This window comes from Kitasatospora sp. NPDC088742, assembly GCF_055584905.1.
In genome coordinates, this window is the sequence record NZ_JBVJLD010000001.1 from 350,503 (window position 1) to 367,173 (window position 16,671).

The 16,671-nt window shown below is 73.2% G+C and carries 15 protein-coding genes and 1 riboswitch; of the genes, 11 read left to right on the forward strand and 4 right to left on the reverse strand.

Annotated elements, in window-relative coordinates:
• Positions 1–28 precede the first annotated feature (28 nt).
• Entirely contained in the window at positions 29–2,209 is a 2,181-nt protein-coding gene (locus tag ACZ6ZR_RS01465; RefSeq protein WP_465638180.1) for a glycoside hydrolase family 27 protein, read from the reverse strand.
• Positions 2,210–2,247: 38 nt separating this feature from the next.
• Positions 2,248–2,898, reverse strand: coding sequence for an MSMEG_1061 family FMN-dependent PPOX-type flavoprotein (locus ACZ6ZR_RS01470; RefSeq protein ID WP_465638182.1), 651 nt, complete (start codon positions 2,896–2,898; stop codon positions 2,248–2,250).
• A gap of 160 nt (positions 2,899–3,058) precedes the next feature.
• Positions 3,059–3,186: riboswitch (FMN riboswitch) on the forward strand.
• A 198-nt stretch (positions 3,187–3,384) separates the two neighbouring features.
• Here ACZ6ZR_RS01470 and ACZ6ZR_RS01475 point away from each other — a divergent pair.
• The 10 genes from ACZ6ZR_RS01475 to ACZ6ZR_RS01520 all read left to right on the forward strand — a co-directional run bounded on the left by ACZ6ZR_RS01475 (position 3,385) and on the right by ACZ6ZR_RS01520 (position 12,225).
• Positions 3,385–4,059: a riboflavin synthase gene (locus tag ACZ6ZR_RS01475; protein ID WP_465638184.1), complete on the forward strand. Its 675-nt coding sequence runs from the start codon at positions 3,385–3,387 to the stop codon at positions 4,057–4,059.
• A gap of 56 nt (positions 4,060–4,115) precedes the next feature.
• Entirely contained in the window at positions 4,116–4,703 is a 588-nt protein-coding gene (locus ACZ6ZR_RS01480) for a nicotinamide mononucleotide transporter family protein (protein WP_465638492.1), read from the forward strand.
• Positions 4,700–5,983 (forward strand): bifunctional 3,4-dihydroxy-2-butanone-4-phosphate synthase/GTP cyclohydrolase II, encoded by a 1,284-nt coding sequence (locus ACZ6ZR_RS01485; protein WP_465638186.1) that lies wholly within the window; start codon positions 4,700–4,702, stop codon positions 5,981–5,983. Before ACZ6ZR_RS01480 ends, ACZ6ZR_RS01485 begins: the two co-directional genes overlap by 4 nt.
• Positions 5,984–6,047: 64 nt before the next feature.
• The gene (gene ribH, locus ACZ6ZR_RS01490) at positions 6,048–6,533 is read left to right on the forward strand and encodes a 6,7-dimethyl-8-ribityllumazine synthase (protein WP_465638188.1); all 486 of its coding nucleotides are present in this window, start codon (positions 6,048–6,050) and stop codon (positions 6,531–6,533) included.
• A 125-nt stretch (positions 6,534–6,658) separates the two neighbouring features.
• Positions 6,659–6,931, forward strand: a complete 273-nt coding sequence (locus ACZ6ZR_RS01495; RefSeq protein WP_345281000.1) for a phosphoribosyl-ATP diphosphatase — start codon at positions 6,659–6,661, stop codon at positions 6,929–6,931.
• A 57-nt stretch (positions 6,932–6,988) separates the two neighbouring features.
• Complete coding sequence (gene hisG / locus ACZ6ZR_RS01500; RefSeq protein ID WP_465638494.1) at positions 6,989–7,837, forward strand: ATP phosphoribosyltransferase; 849 nt, start codon at positions 6,989–6,991, stop codon at positions 7,835–7,837.
• 100 nt (positions 7,838–7,937) lie between these two features.
• Positions 7,938–8,411, forward strand: a complete 474-nt coding sequence (locus tag ACZ6ZR_RS01505) for a PH domain-containing protein (RefSeq protein WP_465638190.1) — start codon at positions 7,938–7,940, stop codon at positions 8,409–8,411.
• Between the two features lie 135 nt (positions 8,412–8,546).
• Positions 8,547–9,866: a hemolysin family protein gene (locus ACZ6ZR_RS01510; protein WP_465638192.1), complete on the forward strand. Its 1,320-nt coding sequence runs from the start codon at positions 8,547–8,549 to the stop codon at positions 9,864–9,866.
• Positions 9,863–10,897: a hemolysin family protein gene (locus ACZ6ZR_RS01515; RefSeq protein ID WP_465638194.1), complete on the forward strand. Its 1,035-nt coding sequence runs from the start codon at positions 9,863–9,865 to the stop codon at positions 10,895–10,897. Before ACZ6ZR_RS01510 ends, ACZ6ZR_RS01515 begins: the two co-directional genes overlap by 4 nt.
• Positions 10,898–11,037: 140 nt before the next feature.
• A complete protein-coding gene (locus ACZ6ZR_RS01520; protein ID WP_465638196.1) occupies positions 11,038–12,225 on the forward strand; it encodes a C40 family peptidase in 1,188 nt (395 codons plus the stop codon).
• A gap of 280 nt (positions 12,226–12,505) precedes the next feature.
• Here ACZ6ZR_RS01520 and ACZ6ZR_RS01525 read toward each other — a convergent pair whose 3' ends face one another.
• The gene (locus ACZ6ZR_RS01525; protein WP_465638198.1) at positions 12,506–14,365 is read right to left on the reverse strand and encodes an AAA family ATPase; all 1,860 of its coding nucleotides are present in this window, start codon (positions 14,363–14,365) and stop codon (positions 12,506–12,508) included.
• 242 nt (positions 14,366–14,607) lie between these two features.
• Positions 14,608–15,225 (reverse strand): uridine kinase family protein, encoded by a 618-nt coding sequence (locus ACZ6ZR_RS01530; RefSeq protein WP_465638200.1) that lies wholly within the window; start codon positions 15,223–15,225, stop codon positions 14,608–14,610.
• A gap of 239 nt (positions 15,226–15,464) precedes the next feature.
• Between ACZ6ZR_RS01530 and ACZ6ZR_RS01535 the strand changes: the two genes are divergently transcribed.
• Positions 15,465–16,628 (forward strand): acyl-CoA dehydrogenase family protein, encoded by a 1,164-nt coding sequence (locus ACZ6ZR_RS01535; protein WP_465638202.1) that lies wholly within the window; start codon positions 15,465–15,467, stop codon positions 16,626–16,628.
• The last annotated feature ends 43 nt before the right edge of the window (positions 16,629–16,671 follow it).

A 16,671-nucleotide genomic window follows, 5' to 3' on the forward strand; every position in this document is an offset into this window, starting at 1 on the left:
GGGTGACGCCCCGTCGGGGTGGTGGATGCTAGAGGGTCGCCGCCGCGGTCAGGTCGGAGGCGGTGGTGGCGCCGCCGGGGAGCTGGGTCCAGTCGGTCCACTGTCCGGTGGTGGTCTCCAGCTGGGAGCGGAAGACCATGCCGCCGGCGATGCCGTAGAGGTGCACCCGGGTGCCGGAGACGGTGCTGGTGAGCGCCTTGAGGTTGCCGCCGGGCAGTTGGGTCCAACTCTGCTGGAAGGAACCGCGGTTGTAGTCGCCGCGCTGGGCGAACGCGGTCCCGTTTCCGCCGACGATCTCCAGGTGGACGACGTTGGCGACGATGCTCGCGGTCAGGTCCTGGACGCCCGAGGCGTCGCCGGGGATCTCACCCCAGGCGCTGAAGGTGCCGGTGGTGGTGTCCAGGTCCGCGCCGTAGACGCGGGTCCGGGAGAGGGCGTAGACGCGCACGGTGGTGCCGGAGGCGACGCTGGTCACCTTGTCCAGCGGCGCGTCGCTGACCTTGCGCCAGGTGGTGTCGAAGTGCCCGGCGTCGTAGTCACCGCGCTGCAGCCAGAGCGAGTGGTCCCAGCCCACGATCAGTACCTGCACGACGTTGTCGACGATGGTCGCGCTGATGTCGCGGACTCCGGTGGCGTCGCCGGGCAGTTGGCCCCAGGCGCTCCACTGGCCGGTGACGGTGTTCAGGTCGCGGCCGAACACCCGGCCGCCCGCGATGCCGTAGACGTGCACCACGTTCCCGGTGGTGACGCTGGTCAGCTGGGAGAGGTCGGCCACCCCGGCGGACTCCGGCCGTGACCACTGCGCGTCGAAGCTCCCGGTGGTGAGGTCACCGCGCTGGGCGGCCATCGTGCCGGTGCCGTCGGTCAGTTGGAGCGCGACCTCGCCGGGCGCGCCGGTCGACACCCGGTACATCACGGTGGCGTGCGGGCGCACCATGGCGGAGATGACGCCGGTGGTGGTGCCGGTGGTCTTCGTCCAGAGGTCGGTCAGTCCGAAGGACGGGGAGGCCGGCAGGCCGATGTTCGCGGCGGTGGTGGCGATGGTCCTGGTGGTGTCGCTCTCGTTGAAGAGCGTCACGGCCACGTCGCCGTCGGCCAGCGGCTTGGCCAGGATCGAGGTCCCGGGCACCGAGGGCACCGGGACGCCCTGCCGGCCCAGCGGGTCCTGGTCGACCGCGATCACCTCGCGGTTGCCGTAGACGGCCAGGGTGTCGGGGGTGGCGTCGACCAGGTTGGTCCCGGCTATCAGCGGGGCCGCCATCACGGCCCAGAGGCTGAACTCGGAGCGGGCCTCGTCCGGGGTGAGCGAACCGTGCCTGGCCGTGGTGGTGCCGATCTCCAGCATGTCCGGGTCGTTCCAGGCGCCCGGGCGGGCCGAGGCGTACAGCTGCGCGTTCGCGCGGTAGTTCTCCAGTAGCCCGCCGTAGGTGTCGTCGTTCGGCAGCGACCAGGTCGGTGCGATGTCGTTGTTGGTCCGCCACATGTTCCCGTACTTCGGGGCCAGGGCGAGGTTGCGGTCGGTCGGGGAGCTGATGCTGAGGACGATCCGGCTGCCGTCCTTCTTCGGGGCCGCCTGCAGCGCCTCGCTCATGGCCTTGTACCGGGCCTCCCAGCCCGGTGCCGCCATGGTCGGCGCGTTCTTCTTCTCGAAGGGGTGGCAGTTGTCGTACTTGAGCAGGTCGACGCCCCAGCTCGCGAAGGTCTCGGCGTCGGTCTTCTCGTAGTTCATGCTGCCGGGGAAGTAGCCGCCGTCCTTCGGATTGGCGCAGGTGCGCCAGCCCGAGCTGGAGTAGATCCCGAGCTTGAAGCCCTTGGCGTGCAGGGTCGCGGCGAGCCCGTCGATGCCGTGGGGGAACTTGTCCAGGTTGGGCTGCAGCCGGCCGCTGTCCGGGTCCCGGCCCCGGTTCGGGTCCGCCTCGCTGGGGGCGGCCACCATCCAGCAGTCGTCGAGGTTGACGTACTCGTACCCGGCGTCGCGGAGACCGGTGGAGATCATCCGGTCCGCGGTGGCCAGGACCTTCTCCTCCTTGACGTCGCAGCCGAAGGCGTTCCAGCCGTTCCAGCCCATCGGCGGGGTGAGGGCCTGGCCGTTGTCCAGGGCGTGCGCGGGCGGCGCCTCGGACAGCACCAGGGCCGCCGGGGCGGCTGCCAGGAGCAGGGCCAGCGCCGTGGTGGCACCGAGCGTCCGCCGGGTACGGGTCGTTCCCATGTCGTCCTTCGGTAGGGGGGTGAGCCTGTCCGTCACGATCACTCGTAGCGGTACAGGAGGGCGTCGCGTTCGTCCTGCTCGATCATGGCGACGGTCAGGTCCGGGTCGCCGATGTTGGCCTGGGTGACCCGGGCCGAGCTGGGGATGCGGTCGGGGGCGAGCCACTGCTCGGGCTTCCAGGCGGAGCCGCGGAGGAAGGCCTTCGGGCAGTGGCCGTAGACCTCCTCGACCCGGACCACGACGGCGCTGCGCGGGGGCTTGCCGACGGCGGTGAGGCGGGCGAGCAGCCCGGGGTCGGCGGTGACCAGGGCGCGGCCGTTGACCCGGAGGGTGGCGTCCCGGCCGGGGACCACGAAGAGCAGGCCGGCCCGGCCGGTCTCGACCAGGTTGTGCAGGCTGTCCAGGCGCTTGTTGCCGGTGGCGTCCGGTATCGCCAGGGTGTGCTCGTCGAGGACGGTGACGAAGCCGGGCGGGCCGCCACGCGGGGTGACGTCGCAGCTGCCGTCGGCGCCGGTGCTGGCGAGCATCACCAGCGAGGAGCAGGCGATCAGCTCGCGGGAGGTGTCGTTGAGGTGGTCGACCTGCTTGCGGTGGGCGTTGGGGCCGGGGTGCTCGTACAGCTCGCGCAGCTGCTCCACGGAGCGCAGCGCGCCGGTCTCGAGGGCCTCGAAGGCGTCTGGTGTGGTCACGTACCGGCACGGTAGTCCACGGACGATCTTGGCGGCAGGGGATATTCCCACCGGTGCGCCCGGAGCGCGACCTGACGGAGTGAAACATGACACAGGGGCGGCCCCTCCCGGCCGGTTCCGGACGCGTGGCACAATGTCGGCAGAAACAGCAGTGACGTTCAGCGCACTCCGGGGTCGGTGAAAATCCGAACCGGCGGTTACAGTCCGCGACCCGTCCGCAGCCAGCGGCCGGTTGACCAGGTGAAATTCCTGGACCGACGGTTAAAGTCCGGATGGGAGGCGTGCGCGGGCGGGCAGTGATCTGCGTGTGACGGCGGTACCGCGGTCCCTTCCCGAGGGGCCGGGGAAAACAGCACGAGCGGTCTCTTTTCCGGCAAGGGGAGAGCTCTCTCGACCGCCCCTCCGTCACGTCGTGTCATCTCCCGCCGTGTCCTCTCCCGTGCCACACCCCGGAGTCCGCGCCCTAGTAGCGCGAGGAGAACCCGGGTGTTCACCGGCATCATCGAAGAGCTCGGCGAGGTCGTCTCCATCGAGGAGATCGGCGAATCCTCGCGCATCCGCCTCCGGGGCCCCCTGGTCTGTACCGACGCCGGGCACGGCGACTCCATCGCGGTCAACGGCGTCTGCCTGACCGTGGTCGACAGCCCCGAGCAACTGGCCGCCGGCACCGGCGAGTTCAGCGCCGACGTGATGGCCGAGACGCTGCACCGCTCCAGCCTCGGCGCGCTCGCCACCGGATCCAAGGTCAACCTGGAGCGGGCCATGGCGCTCGGCGCCAGGCTCGGCGGCCACCTGGTCCAGGGCCACGTGGACGCCACCGGCACCCTGCTCTCCCGCGAGCCCGGCGACCTGGACGCGGACGGGAACCTCCGCTGGGAGGTGCTCCGCTTCTCGCTGCCCCAGGGCATCACCCGCTACCTGGTGGAGAAGGGCTCGATCACGGTCGACGGCGTCAGCCTCACCGTGGTGGAGGCCGCCCTCGACAGCTTCACCGTCAGCCTCATCCCGGCCACCCTGGCGCTGACCACGCTCGGCGCCAAGCGGGTCGGCGACCCGGTCAACCTCGAGGTGGACGTCCTCGCCAAGTACGTCGAGCGGCTGCTCGACTCGCGCACGCTCCCCACCACCCTGCCCACCACTTTCCCCGGGGACGCCTCGTGAACTGGCTCAACGAAACCGCCTTCTCGATATTCGGCCAGAGCGTCAGATGGACCGACATGGTGGGCAACCTGCTCGGCCTGGCCGCGCTCGCCCTCGGCTGGCGCCGCTCGGTCTGGAGCTGGCCGGTCCAGCTGCTGTCCGGCGTGGTGCTGATCGGCGCCTACCTCTCGGCCCACCTGACCGGCCTGATCGGCAAGCAGGGCATCGTGATCGTGGCCGCCGTCTGGGGCTGGACCCAGTGGCAGCGCGGCCGCCGCGCCACCGGTGAGATCGAGGTCCGGTTCGCCACCGCCCGCGAGCGCGCCGTACTGGCCGGCGCCACCGCGCTGGGCACCGTCGCCCTCGCCGGGCTGTTCATCGCCGTCCCGGAGCTCTCCTGGAGCCCCTGGGCCGACGCCTACATCTTCGTCGGCACGCTGGCCGCGATGTACGCGCAGGCCAAGGGCTGGGTCGAGTTCTGGTTCGCCTGGATCGCCGTCGACCTGGTCGGCGTCCCGCTCGCCTTCACCAGCGGCTACACCTTCTCCGGCATCACCTACGCCATCTACTTCGTCCTGGTGCTGCTCGGCCTGCAGGCCTGGTGGACCCGCACCCGCACCCCCCGTGCCGCCAACCCGGCCGTCCCGCAAGGAGTTTCGGCATGACCGTGCAGCCCGAGAACGACATCCGTCAGCTGGTCGACGACGCCTTCGCGCTCGACCCGGTGGAGCGGGCCGTCGCCGACATCGCGCTCGGCCGGCCGGTCATCGTGGTCGACGACGAGGACCGCGAGAACGAGGGCGACATCGTCTTCGCCGCCTCGGCCGCCACCCCCGAGCTGATGGCCTTCACCATCCGCTACTCCTCCGGCGTGATCTGCGTGCCGATGACCGGCGAGGAGCTGGACCGGCTCAAGCTGCCCCCGATGACCCAGGTCAACGAGGACCGCAAGGGCACCGCCTACGCCGTCTCGGTGGACGCCCGTGACGGCGTGGACACCGGCATCTCGGCCGCCGACCGGGCCCGCACCGTCAAGCTGCTCTCCACCGTCGCCACCGAGCCGGGTGACCTCACCCGCCCCGGCCACGTCTTCCCGCTGCGCGCGGTCGAGGGCGGCGTGCTGGTCCGCCCCGGCCACACCGAGGCCGCCGTGGACCTGGCCCGCCTCGCCGGGCTGGCCCCGGCCGGCGCCATCGCCGAGGTGGTCAACGACGACGGGACCATGGCCCGGCTGCCCGAGCTGGTCGCCTTCGCCCGCGAGCACGGCCTGGCGATCATCTCGATCGAGGACCTGATCGCCTACCGGCGCCGCACCGAGCTGCACGTCAAGCGCACCGCCGTCACCCAACTGCCCACCGAGCACGGCGAGTTCACCGCCGTCGGGTACAAGGGCACGCTGGACGGGGTCGAGCACATCGCGCTGGTGGCCGGTGGTCTGACCGCGGACGGCAAGCTCCCGGTCGGCGAGGACGTGCTGGTGCGCCTGCACTCCGAGTGCCTCACCGGCGACGTCTTCGGCTCGCTGCGCTGCGACTGCGGCCCCCAGCTGGACGCCTCGCTGGAGGAGGTGGCCGCCTCCGGCCGCGGCGTGGTGGTCTACCTGCGCGGCCACGAGGGCCGGGGCATCGGCCTGACCCACAAGCTGCGCGCCTACGAGCTCCAGGAGCAGGGCCGTGACACCGTGGACGCCAACCTCGAGCTCGGCCTGCCCGCCGACGCCCGGGACTACAGCATCGGCGCCCACATGCTCGTCGACCTCGGGGTCCGCTCGCTGACCCTGCTCACCAACAACCCCGACAAGACCGCCGCGCTCGCCGAGCACGGCATCAAGGTCAAGGGCCGCCGGGGCCTGGAGACCCAGCCCGGCGAGCACAACGCCGCCTACCTGCGCACCAAGCGGGACCGGATGGGCCACGAGCTGACCCGGCTCGACCCCGAGGCCTGACACGACCCCGGCAGCCGGCGCCTGACCTGACGAACCACCACCACACAGAGAACGGACCACCCACGTGAGCGGCCACGGAGCCCCCGAGCTGACCCTCAAGAACTGCGCCGACCTGCGGGTCGCGGTGATCGCCGCGCAGTGGCACCAGCAGGTGATGGACGGCCTGCTGGACGGCGCGCACCGCGCCCTCAAGGAGCTCGGCATCGAGGAGCCGACCATCGTCCGGGTCCCCGGCACCTTCGAACTCCCGGTCGCCGCCAAGGTGCTGGCCGAGCGCGGCTACGACGCCGTGGTCGCGCTCGGCGTGGTCATCCGCGGCGGCACCCCGCACTTCGACTACGTCTGCCAGGGCGCCACCCTCGGCCTCACCGACGTCAGCGTGCAGACCGGCGTCCCGGTCGGCTTCGGCGTGCTGACCTGCGACAACGAGCAGCAGGCGCTGGACCGCGCCGGCCTGCCCGGCTCGGCCGAGGACAAGGGCCACGAGGCCGTCACCGCGGCCGTCGCCACCGCCGCCGCGCTGCGCTCGGTCTCCGAGCCCTGGCGCTGACCCGGTAGCGGGCCGGCGTGACGGCCAGGTGTGACGGGCCGTCGCGCGCCCGACGTCCAACGGAGTGTCCACGCTCCGGAATCGTTTACCGTCCGTCAGTCCGCAAGCCGTAAGGTGAGCTCATCATGGCTTCGAAGACATTCGAGGAGCTGTTCACCGAGCTCCAGCAGAAGGCCGCCACGGCCGACCCCTCGACCTCCCGCACCGCGCAGCTCGTCCAGCAGGGCGTGCACGCGATCGGCAAGAAGGTCGTCGAGGAGGCGGCCGAGGTCTGGATGGCCGCCGAGTACCAGTCCACCGAGGAGACGGCGGAGGAGATCTCACAGCTCCTCTACCACCTTCAGGTGATGATGGTCGCGCGCGGGCTGACGCTGGACGACGTCTACAAGTACCTCTGAACCTCTGACACCCCCTCAGCACCGAACACCCACCTCTTGATGAAGGGCTCCTCTCTCATGCTGCGCATCGCCGTCCCCAACAAGGGTTCGCTCTCGGGTCCCGCGGCGGAGATGCTCCATGAGGCCGGCTACCGCCAGCGGAAGGACCCCAAGGAGCTGGTGCTGGTCGACCCGGAGAACCAGGTCGAGTTCTTCTTCCTCCGCCCGCGCGACATCGCGGTCTACGTCGGCTCCGGCCGGCTCGACGTCGGCATCACCGGCCGGGACCTGCTGCTGGACTCCGCCTCGGACGCCGAGGAGGTGCTGGCGCTGGGCTTCGGCGGCTCCACCTTCCGGTTCGCCAAGCCGGTCGGCTTCGACGTCGCGGACGCGCAGGGCCTGGAGGGCCTGCGGATCGCCACCTCCTACACCGGGCTGGTCGAGCAGCACCTGGCCGAGCAGGGCGTGAAGGCCACCGTCACCAAGCTGGACGGTGCGGTGGAGACCGCGGTGCAGCTCGGCGTGGCCGACGTGATCGCGGACGTGGTGGAGACCGGTACCAGCCTGCGCAACGCCGGCCTGGAGATCTTCGGCGAGCCGATCCTGGTCTCCGACGCGGTGGTGATCCGGCCCAAGGGCGCCGGCGAGGACGCCCGGGTGGAGGGCTTCCTGCGCCGCCTCCAGGGCGTGCTGGTGGCCCGCCGCTACGTGCTGATGGACTACGACATCCGGGCCGAGAAGGTCACCGAGGCCGTCGCCCTGACGCCGGGTCTGGAGTCGCCGACCGTCTCCCCGCTGCACACCGAGGGCTGGGTCGCGGTCCGCTCCATGGTGCTCCGCAAGGAGGCCCAGCGGATCATGGACGACCTCTGGGCGATCGGCGCCCGGGCCATCCTGGTCACCAACATCCACGCCTGCCGGATCTGAGACCGCCCGCCTGCCGTCGGCCGGCGTGTAAGCACCTCGTAGGGTGGGACGTCGTCAGCGACGTCCCACCCTTCGGCTTTCCCCCGTCTGGAGAACCACCGTGTCCAGCCCCGCCGGCCCGCCCGTCGTCGAACCGCCCGTCGTCGAACTGCCCGTCACCTGGGCCCCGCGCCGCAACCGGGTCGTGCTCGGGGTGATCTGCGCCGTCTTCCTGGTGCTCTTCACCACCATGGCCGTGGCCCTGCCCCCGCACTGGCACGTCAACGACCGGGTGGCGATGTTCTGCTCCGGCCTGCTGTTCGCCTCGGTCGGGGTGGTGCTGGCCCGCCCGCAGGTGAAGGCCGACGCCGAGGGCGTCACGGTGACCAACTTCGTCCGCAGCCACCGGCTGGGCTGGGCGCAGATCGTCCGGGTGAACTTCCGTCAGGGCGACCCGTGGGTGACGCTCGACCTGGCCGACGGCACCGCGCTGGCCGCCGTCGGCATCCAGGCGGGCGGCGGTCGCGAGCAGGCGGTGCGGGCCGCCCGGTCCCTGCGCGACCTGGTGGACCACCGCGGCGCGGCCCGGGTCTGACGGGTCCTCCGTTCCCGTACGGCCATCGTCTACGCTGGCCCAGACCCTACGACCTGAGGAGTGACACCTCCCCTCGATGGACGATCCGCCCGGTAGCAGTACCGATGCCGTCCCGCTCGCCGAGGGGGCGCCGGCGTGACCACCGCCTGGCTGCTGCTGCTCGCGGCGGTGCTGCTGATCCTGGCCAACGGCCTGTTCGTGGCCGCCGAGTTCGCCCTCGTCACGGTCGACCGCGGTGCGGTGGAGCGCTCCGCCGCTGAGGGTGACCGCAAGGCGCAGGGCGTCCTGAAGGGGCTGCGGCAGCTCTCCTTCCAGCTCTCCGGGGCCCAACTCGGCATCACCGTCACTTCCCTGGTGGTCGGCATGCTCGCCGAGCCCGCCCTGTCGGTGCTGCTCACCCCCGCGCTGCGCGGCCTCGGCGTGCCGGAGGCCGCCGCGCACGGTGTCTCGGTGGCGATCGGGATGGCGCTGGCCACCGTGGTGCAGATGGTGATCGGCGAGCTGGTGCCGAAGAACTGGGCCATCTCCCACCCCGTGCAGGTCGCCTACGCGGTGGTCGGCCCGCAGCGCGCCTTCTCCGCCGTCTGCCGTCCGCTGATCCGCTTCCTGAACGGCTCCGCCGACCGGATCGTCCGGGCGCTCGGCATCGAGCCGCAGGAGGAGCTCGACCACGCCCGCACCCCCGAGGAACTGGTCTCGCTGGCCCGGCACTCCGCTAGGGAGGGCGCGCTCGACGAGCAGTCGGCCAAGCTCTTCGTCAAGACCCTGGCCCTGGCCGAGCTCACCGCCGAGAGCGTGATGACCCCGAGGATCGACGTCGCCGCCCTCCAGCGCGACGCCACCGCCTCCGACGTGCTCAACCTGACCAGGGCCACCGGCTTCTCCCGCTTCCCGGTCTACGCCGAGAGCCTGGACGAGGTCACCGGCACCGTCACCCTCAAGGACGCGCTGGCCGTCGCGGCCGAGCGCCGACCCACCGTCCGGGTGGCCCAACTCGCCCACCCCGCCCTGCTGGTGCCCGAGACGCTGCCCTGCGAGGAGCTGCTCGACCGGCTGCGGCGCGAGCAGCCGATGGCCGTCGTGGTCGACGAGTACGGCGGCACCGCCGGGGTGGTCACGCTGGAGGACATCGTCGAGGAGATCGTCGGCGAGGTGCAGGACGAGCACGACCTCGCCGACCTGCCCGACCTGCGCCCGCTGCCGCCCCGGGACGGCCTGCCGGCCTGGGAGGCCGACGGCCGGGCCCGGCTCGACCAGCTGGAGGCGATCGGCCTGTACGCGCCCGACGGCCCGTACGAGACCCTCGGCGGTCTGCTCTCCGACCTGCTCGGCAAGCTCCCGGCGCCGGGTGAGGAGGCGTCACTCCCCGGCTGGCGGTTCACCGTGCTCGCCGTGGAGCGGCACCGCACCAGCCGGGTGCTGGTGCGGCGCACCACCGAGCGGGAGGGCGCGTGAGCTTCCTGCAACTGGCGGCCTCGCTGCTCCTGCTGCTGGGCAACGCCTTCTTCGTCGGCGCGGAGTTCGCCGTCATCTCGGTGCGGCGCAGCCAGATCGAGCCGCTGGCGGAGGCGGGCAACCGGCGGGCGCGGACGGTGCTGCACGCGCTGTCGAACGTCTCCGCGATGCTGGCGGCCGCCCAACTCGGCATCACCGTCTGCTCGTTGCTCCTGGGCGCGCTGGCCGAGCCGACCCTGGCCGGTCTGCTGGAGGGGCCGTTCCAGGCGGTCGGGATCCCCGAGCGGCTGATCCACCCGATCGGGTACGTGGTCGCGCTGGCGCTGGTGGTCTTCCTGCACATGGTGATCGGCGAGATGGTGCCCAAGAACATCGCGCTGGCCGGCCCGGAGAAGGCCGCCCTGTGGCTCGGCCCGCCGCTGGACCGGCTGGCCCGCGGGCTCTCCCCGGTGATCCGCTTCCTGAACGCCTTCGCCAACGGGGTGCTGCGGCTGTTCCGGGTCGAGCCCAAGGACGAGGTGGAGTCGGTCTTCACCACCGAGCAGCTGCTCTACCTGCTGACCGACTCCAGGGAGGCCGGGCTGCTGGACGAGCAGCGGCAGGAACGGCTGGAGGACGCCCTGGAGTTGGGGGTGCGGCCGGTCACCGACGTCCTGCTGCCCCCGGAGCAGCTGGTCACCGTGGGGAGCACGGTGACGGCCGCCGAGATCGAGGACCTCGCGGTGCGGACCGGCTTCTCCCGCTTCCCGGTGCTCGACGAGGCGGGGGAGGTCCGGGGCTACCTGCACGTCAAGGACGCCCTGGACGTGGACGACCGCGACGCCCCGGTGCCGCAACGGCTCTGGCGGCCCGTCACCGTCCTGCGCGGGGCGCTGCCGCTGGACGACGCGCTGGCCGCGATGCAGCGGGCCGCCTCGCACCTGGCGGCGGTGGTCGACCAGGACGGGAAGGCGCTGGGGCTGGTGGCGCTGGAGGACGTCCTGGAGGAGCTGGTCGGCGAGATGCACGATCCGGACCACCGGCGGCCGTAAGGGTGGCTGATTCGGCCGAACGCGTGGACGGGGTGGGCCGGACGGAGTGCCTCCCGTGACCCGGCCCGGAGGCGGGGTGAGCATGGCCGACGGTACGCGGGGCGGCTAGGCGCTCCGCGGCCGGGCGAAGGGAAGACCGGATGACGGTCGGTCAGGGCGGTGGCCAGGGTCAGCGGACGCTCCGGCGGTCGGCGGTGGCGGCGGCGGTCGCGGTCGGCCTCTGGGCGGGCCCGCTCGGCGCACTCGCCCACGCGGACCCGGAGCCCCCACCGGCCGAGCAGCCCGGAGCCTCCGCTCCGCCGTCCGGTCCGTCCGGTCCGTCGGGGCCGTTCGCCCGGCCGGGCGCCGTGTCGGGGACCGTGCCGCAGCCCGGGGTGTCGGCGCTGCCGGCGGCCGGGGTCGGTGACCCGGCGCTGGTGCGGCTCGCGCTGGACATCGCCGAGCTGCGGCCCGCCGCCGACGCCGCGCGGGTGCTGGCGGAGCGTCAGACGGTGGAGGCGGCCGGGCTGCGGCAGACCGCCGACGCGCTGGCGGCGGAGCGGGCGGCGGCCGGGGCACAGCTCCAGGACGGCGAACTGGGTGCGGCGCAGCTGGCCGGCTCGGACTACCGGGGGCAGAGCCTCTCCGGCCTCCTGCGGCTGCTGTTCACCGGGCCCGCGGCGCTGGTGCCCGACGGGGTGCCGGTCGCGGGGGCCCGGGCCCAGGCCGACCTGGTGCACCAACTGCGCGGCACGTATGCGGAGGTGAGCGGGCGGCAGGAGGCGGCGGAGCGGGTGGCCCAGGAGGCGGCTTCGACGGCCTCGGCCGGGCGGGCCGCACAGGCCGACCTGGAGCGGCGGCTCACGGAGACGGTGGCGAAGCTGGCGCAGGACGCCCGGGCGAAGGCGGCGCCCGGCGGCGGGGTGACGATGGTTCAGCCCGAGGACTCGCCCGCGCTGCCGGAGGTGGACGCCGCACCGACCGAGGCGGGGGCGCGGGCGGTCGCGGAGGCCCTGGGCCAGCTCGGCCGCCCGTACGTCTGGGGCGGCGCCGGCCCCGAGGTCTTCGACTGCTCCGGCCTCACCTCCTGGGCCTGGCAGCACGCCGGCACCCCGATCCCGCGCACCAGCCAGGAACAGTGGGCCGGCCTGACCCGCGTCCCGCTCCACGAGCTGCGCCCGGGCGACCTGGTCATCTACGACCCGGGCGCCACCCACGTCTCGATGTACCTCGGCGGCGGCCTGGTCGTCCACGCCCCCCACCCCGGCACCGTGGTCAAGATCGCCCCGGTCGGCCTGCTGCCGGTCCTCGGCGCCGTCCGCCCGGACACCGCGAAGCACGACACCTGAGCCGAGGCGCGGTGCCGGCCGCAGGCGTGGCGCGCCGCCGGGGGCGTGTACGACGCGCGGTCAGTGTGCCGCAGGCGTGGGCCGGCGCCCGCGGGCTGCGCGCGGCTCGGTGGTGGGACACCCCGTCGGCCCGCCGCAGGCGTGGCACCGCCGGGCGTGTGTGACGTGCCGTCGGCTCGATGCAGGCATAGGCCTCTCGCCGACGCCGCCTGCGCTGCGCGCGGCGTTCTTCGGCAGCCCGCCGCAGGCGTGGCACCGCCGACTCCCGTGCGACGCGCCGTCAGCCCGCCGGAGGCGGGGTCCAGCGGCGGCCGTCGATGAGTTCGCCGTAGGCCTGCATCAGGTCGGGGAGGCGGAGGGTGATCAGGTCCTCGCGGCCGGGGGTGGCGGTGAGGGTGGAGAGGCGGAGGTCGCGGTAGGCGCAGGACTTCTCGTAGAGGGTGCGGATGAAGCGGCCGTTGCCGAGGTCGTCGATCCAGCCCTCGGCGACCACGTGGGTGCAGATGCTGGCCAGTTCCTCGGCGGCGTCCTGGTCCCAGCCGTCGCCGCTGCCCGCGGCGAGGGTGCGGCCGATGGCGGTGAGTTCGGCCGGGCGGTAGCTGGGGAAGTCGACCCGGGTGGTGAAGCGGGAGTTGAGGCCGGGGTTGGTGGCGAGCAGGCGGTTCATGCCCTCGGGGTAGCCGGCCAGGATGACGACCAGGCGGTCGCGGTTGTCCTCGGCGCGCTTGAGGAGGACCTGGAGCGCCTCGTCCCCGTACGCGTCGCCCTGGCTGTAGCCGGAGTTGGAGAGGCTGTAGGCCTCGTCGATGAAGAGGACGCCGTCCAGCGCGGAGTCGATCAGCTCGTTGGCCTTGACCGCCGTCTGCCCGAGGTACTCGCCGACCAGGTCGGCTCGCTGGGCCTCCACCAGGTGGTCGCCGGAGAGCAGGCCGAGCGCGTGGAAGACCTGGCCGAGGATCCGCGCGACGGTGGTCTTGCCGGTGCCGGAGGGCCCGGAGAAGACGAAGTGCCGCTTGGGCGGGGCCACCGGGAGCGACTGGTCGGCCCGCAGCCGGGACATCCGCAACTGCGCCGAGAGCGCCCGGACCTGACGCTTCACCGGGTCCAGGCCGACCATCTGCTCCAGCTGGGCGAGCGCCACCTCCAGCCCGTCGCTGCCGCCGGAGCGCAGCGGTCCGGGCCCGGACGGGGGAGCGGAACCGGCGGCGGTGGCCCGCACCGGGGTGGCGGCGGGCTCGGGCTCGGCGGGCGCGGGCTCGGCCGGGGGAGCGGCGGATACCGGCGAGGCGGGCTCCTCGGCGTCCAGGAACTCCTCGTCCGGCAACGGGAGTTCGCCCTCCGCCAGGACGGGCAGCAGCAGTTCGTCCAGCATGCCGTCCTCGGTGGCGATGGCGGCCAGCCGGGCGGCGGTGTCCATGAAGCCAGGGTCGGCCCGGTGCACGGCGCGGTAGAGCGGGAGGGCGGCGGCGCTGCGCCCGGCGCCCTCGTAGGCGCGGGCCAGCCAGTAGCGCAGCTCCTTGCGCTGGGGCTGCTCGGAGCGGCAGCGGGCCAGCGAGACGGCCAGCGGGTGCTGGGCCTGGGCGCACATGTCGAGCCGCACCCGGGCCATGCCGGCGAACAACCCGGCCTCGATGCCCAGGAGTTGGTCGTCCAGCAGCGGCTCGGTCTCGCGGATCAGCTGCTCCCAGTCCTTCAGCAGGTAGGAGCGGCAGGCGTGCAGGAAGCGGACCGAGGGGTCCTGCTCGGGGGACGCGCAGCCGGCCAGCGCGGTGTCCAGCTCGGCCAGGTGCCGGCCGTCCAGCCAGTGCGAGGCGTGTGCCAGCGCGAGGTCGCGGGCGTCCTCCAGCACGGGCTGGACCCACCAGCCCAGCCAGTACCAGGAGCTGAGTGGCCGTCGGTGCGCGGTGCGCTGCTCGCCGAAACGTTTCTGGTGGCGGTGCATCTCGACCAGCGCGGCGGAGGTGTCGCAGCGCAGCGCGTGCAGTCCGAGCCAGGCGTCCGCCATCCCCGGGTCGAGCCGGACGGCGGTGCGGAACTCCTCCTCCGCGCGTGCGTACGAGCCCGCGGCGTAGGCGTCCATCGCCCGCAGCCAGGCCCGGTCGGCCAGCCGGTCCGGCCCGGTGGTATCGGAACTCGCCATGACACTCAGCCCCCCGCCGTGTGCACCAGCACACCCCCTTGCGGAAATCGTACCGGGGGGAGGCGGTTCCGTGAGGGTGGTGCGCGCAGCCAATCCGGCATCAAATCCGGTGGCGCGCCCCGGGGTTGGACGATCTTCGACGGGGCGCCGGGAGGGGGACGGCACCTCCGGCCCACGGGGGAACGAGCCGGAGGTGCCGTGTCTGTGGCGGCGCCGGTCGCCTCCGGCGCGTTGTGCAGAACCTAAGTGGAGGCGACGCCCCAGGTCAAGGGCGCTGCGGTGGTCTCACTTAGGGTGCCCTGAGCGATCCGGCCGGTGACTCCGTGCACCAGGAGGTCGGCGTACGGACGGCTCGGGTCGGCGGCGAAGTGGGCCCGCTCGGCCACCGCCCAGCCGGCCCAGAACCCGGCCAGCTCCGGCCCGTCCCGCAGCTCGCCCCGGGCCCGGGCAGCGGCCTGGTCCAGCTCCATCCAGACCAGCAGCGCCAGCGACGGCCGCACCTCGCGGCGCCCGGCGCCCACCCCCTCGACCAGCACCACGGGCGCGGGCGGCACCTGACGGACCGTCGCGAAACGGCGCTCCACCCAGTCGTAGACCCGGTGGTGGGCGGTCCGGCCGTGCGCCAGCGGCTCCAGCACCTCGGTGCGCAGCCGCCCCGTCCAGCCGAACGGCTCCTGGTGGGTGGCCAGGTCGTCCAGGTGCACCACGGGGGCGCCGCCGAGGGCCTCGGCGAGGCGGGCGGCGAAGGTGGTCTTGCCCGAGCCGGCGTGCCCGTCCACCGCGACCAGCCGGACCGGGCCGAGCGACGGCGGCAGGGCGCGCAGCCGTCGGGCGAGCGGGGCGAGGTCGGTGTCGTTCACCACCCCACCCTACGGGCGGGCGCCGTGCGGGCGCGGTCCGGCCGGTTCTGACGTTGTGGCACCCGAGCTCGGGTGATGTGCCGTTCCGGACCGTGACGGCACGCCCGGCATCGGGCATACTGCACAACGCCAAGCCCTGTGAACGAGCGTTCACCGCGATCCGGTGGTGCTCGGGCCGACCTGCCGCGCCGACCCGTACCCTCGGGGCCGGCGCCCGACCGAGGAGGCGACGAACCCTCATGACTTCCGCCGCTGCCAAGCCCGTGGACCGCCAGCTGCCCAGCGAGGAGGCCCGCGAGCTGCTCGCCCTGACCCGGGACCTGGTGCAGAACGAGCTCCGCCCCCGCGCGGCCGAGGACGAGACCGCGAGCCGCTTCCCGCGCGAGGTGTTCACCACCCTCGGCGAGGCCGGTCTGCTCTCCCTCCCCTACGGCGAGGAGTTCGGCGGCGGCGAGCAGCCGTACGAGGTCTACCTCCAGGTGCTGGAGGAGCTGGCCGCCGGCTGGCTCGCGGTCGGCCTCGGGGTCAGCGTGCACACCCTGTCCTGCCACGCCCTGGCCACCTTCGGCTCCGAGGAGCAGCAGCGGCGCTGGCTGCCCGGCATGCTCGGCGGCGCCCAGCTCGGCGCCTACTGCCTCTCCGAGCCGCAGTCCGGCTCCGACGCGGCCGCGCTGCGCACCCGGGCCGAGAAGGACGGCGGCCAGTACGTGGTGAACGGCACCAAGGCCTGGATCACCCACGGCGGGGAGGCCGACTTCTACAGCTCGATGGTGCGCACCGGCGAGGACGGCGCCCGCGGGATCAGCTGCCTGCTGGTGCCGGGCGACGCCGAGGGCCTGTCGGCCGCGCCGCCGGAGCACAAGATGGGCATGCGCTCCTCGCCCACCGCCCAGCTGCACTTCGACGGCGTGCGGGTGGACGCGGACCGGCTGGTCGGCGAGGAGGGCCAGGGCTTCCAGATCGCCCTCTCCGCGCTGGACTCCGGCCGGCTCGGGATCGCCGCCTGCGCGATCGGCGTGGCCCAGGCCGCGCTCGACCTGGCGGTGGAGTACGCGGGCACCCGGCAGCAGTTCGGCCGCCCGATCGCCGACTTCCAGGGGCTGTCCTTCCTGCTGGCCGACATGGCCACCAAGATCGAGGCCGGGCGTTCGCTCTACCTCGCGGCGGCCCGCCGCCGGGACGCCGGGATGGCGTTCTCCAAGGAGGCCGCGATGGCCAAGCTGTTCTGCACCGACGCGGCGATGAGCGTCACGGTGGACGCCGTCCAGGTGCTCGGCGGCGCCGGCTACACCCAGGACTTCCCGGCCGAGCGGTACATGCGCGAGGCCAAGGTGCTCCAGATCGTGGAGGGCACCAACCAGATCCAGCGGCTGGTGATCGGCCGTCACCTCAGCGGCCGCTGAGCCGGTCGGCCCCAGTACGACGCGTCGGGCGCCGGTCCCCCTC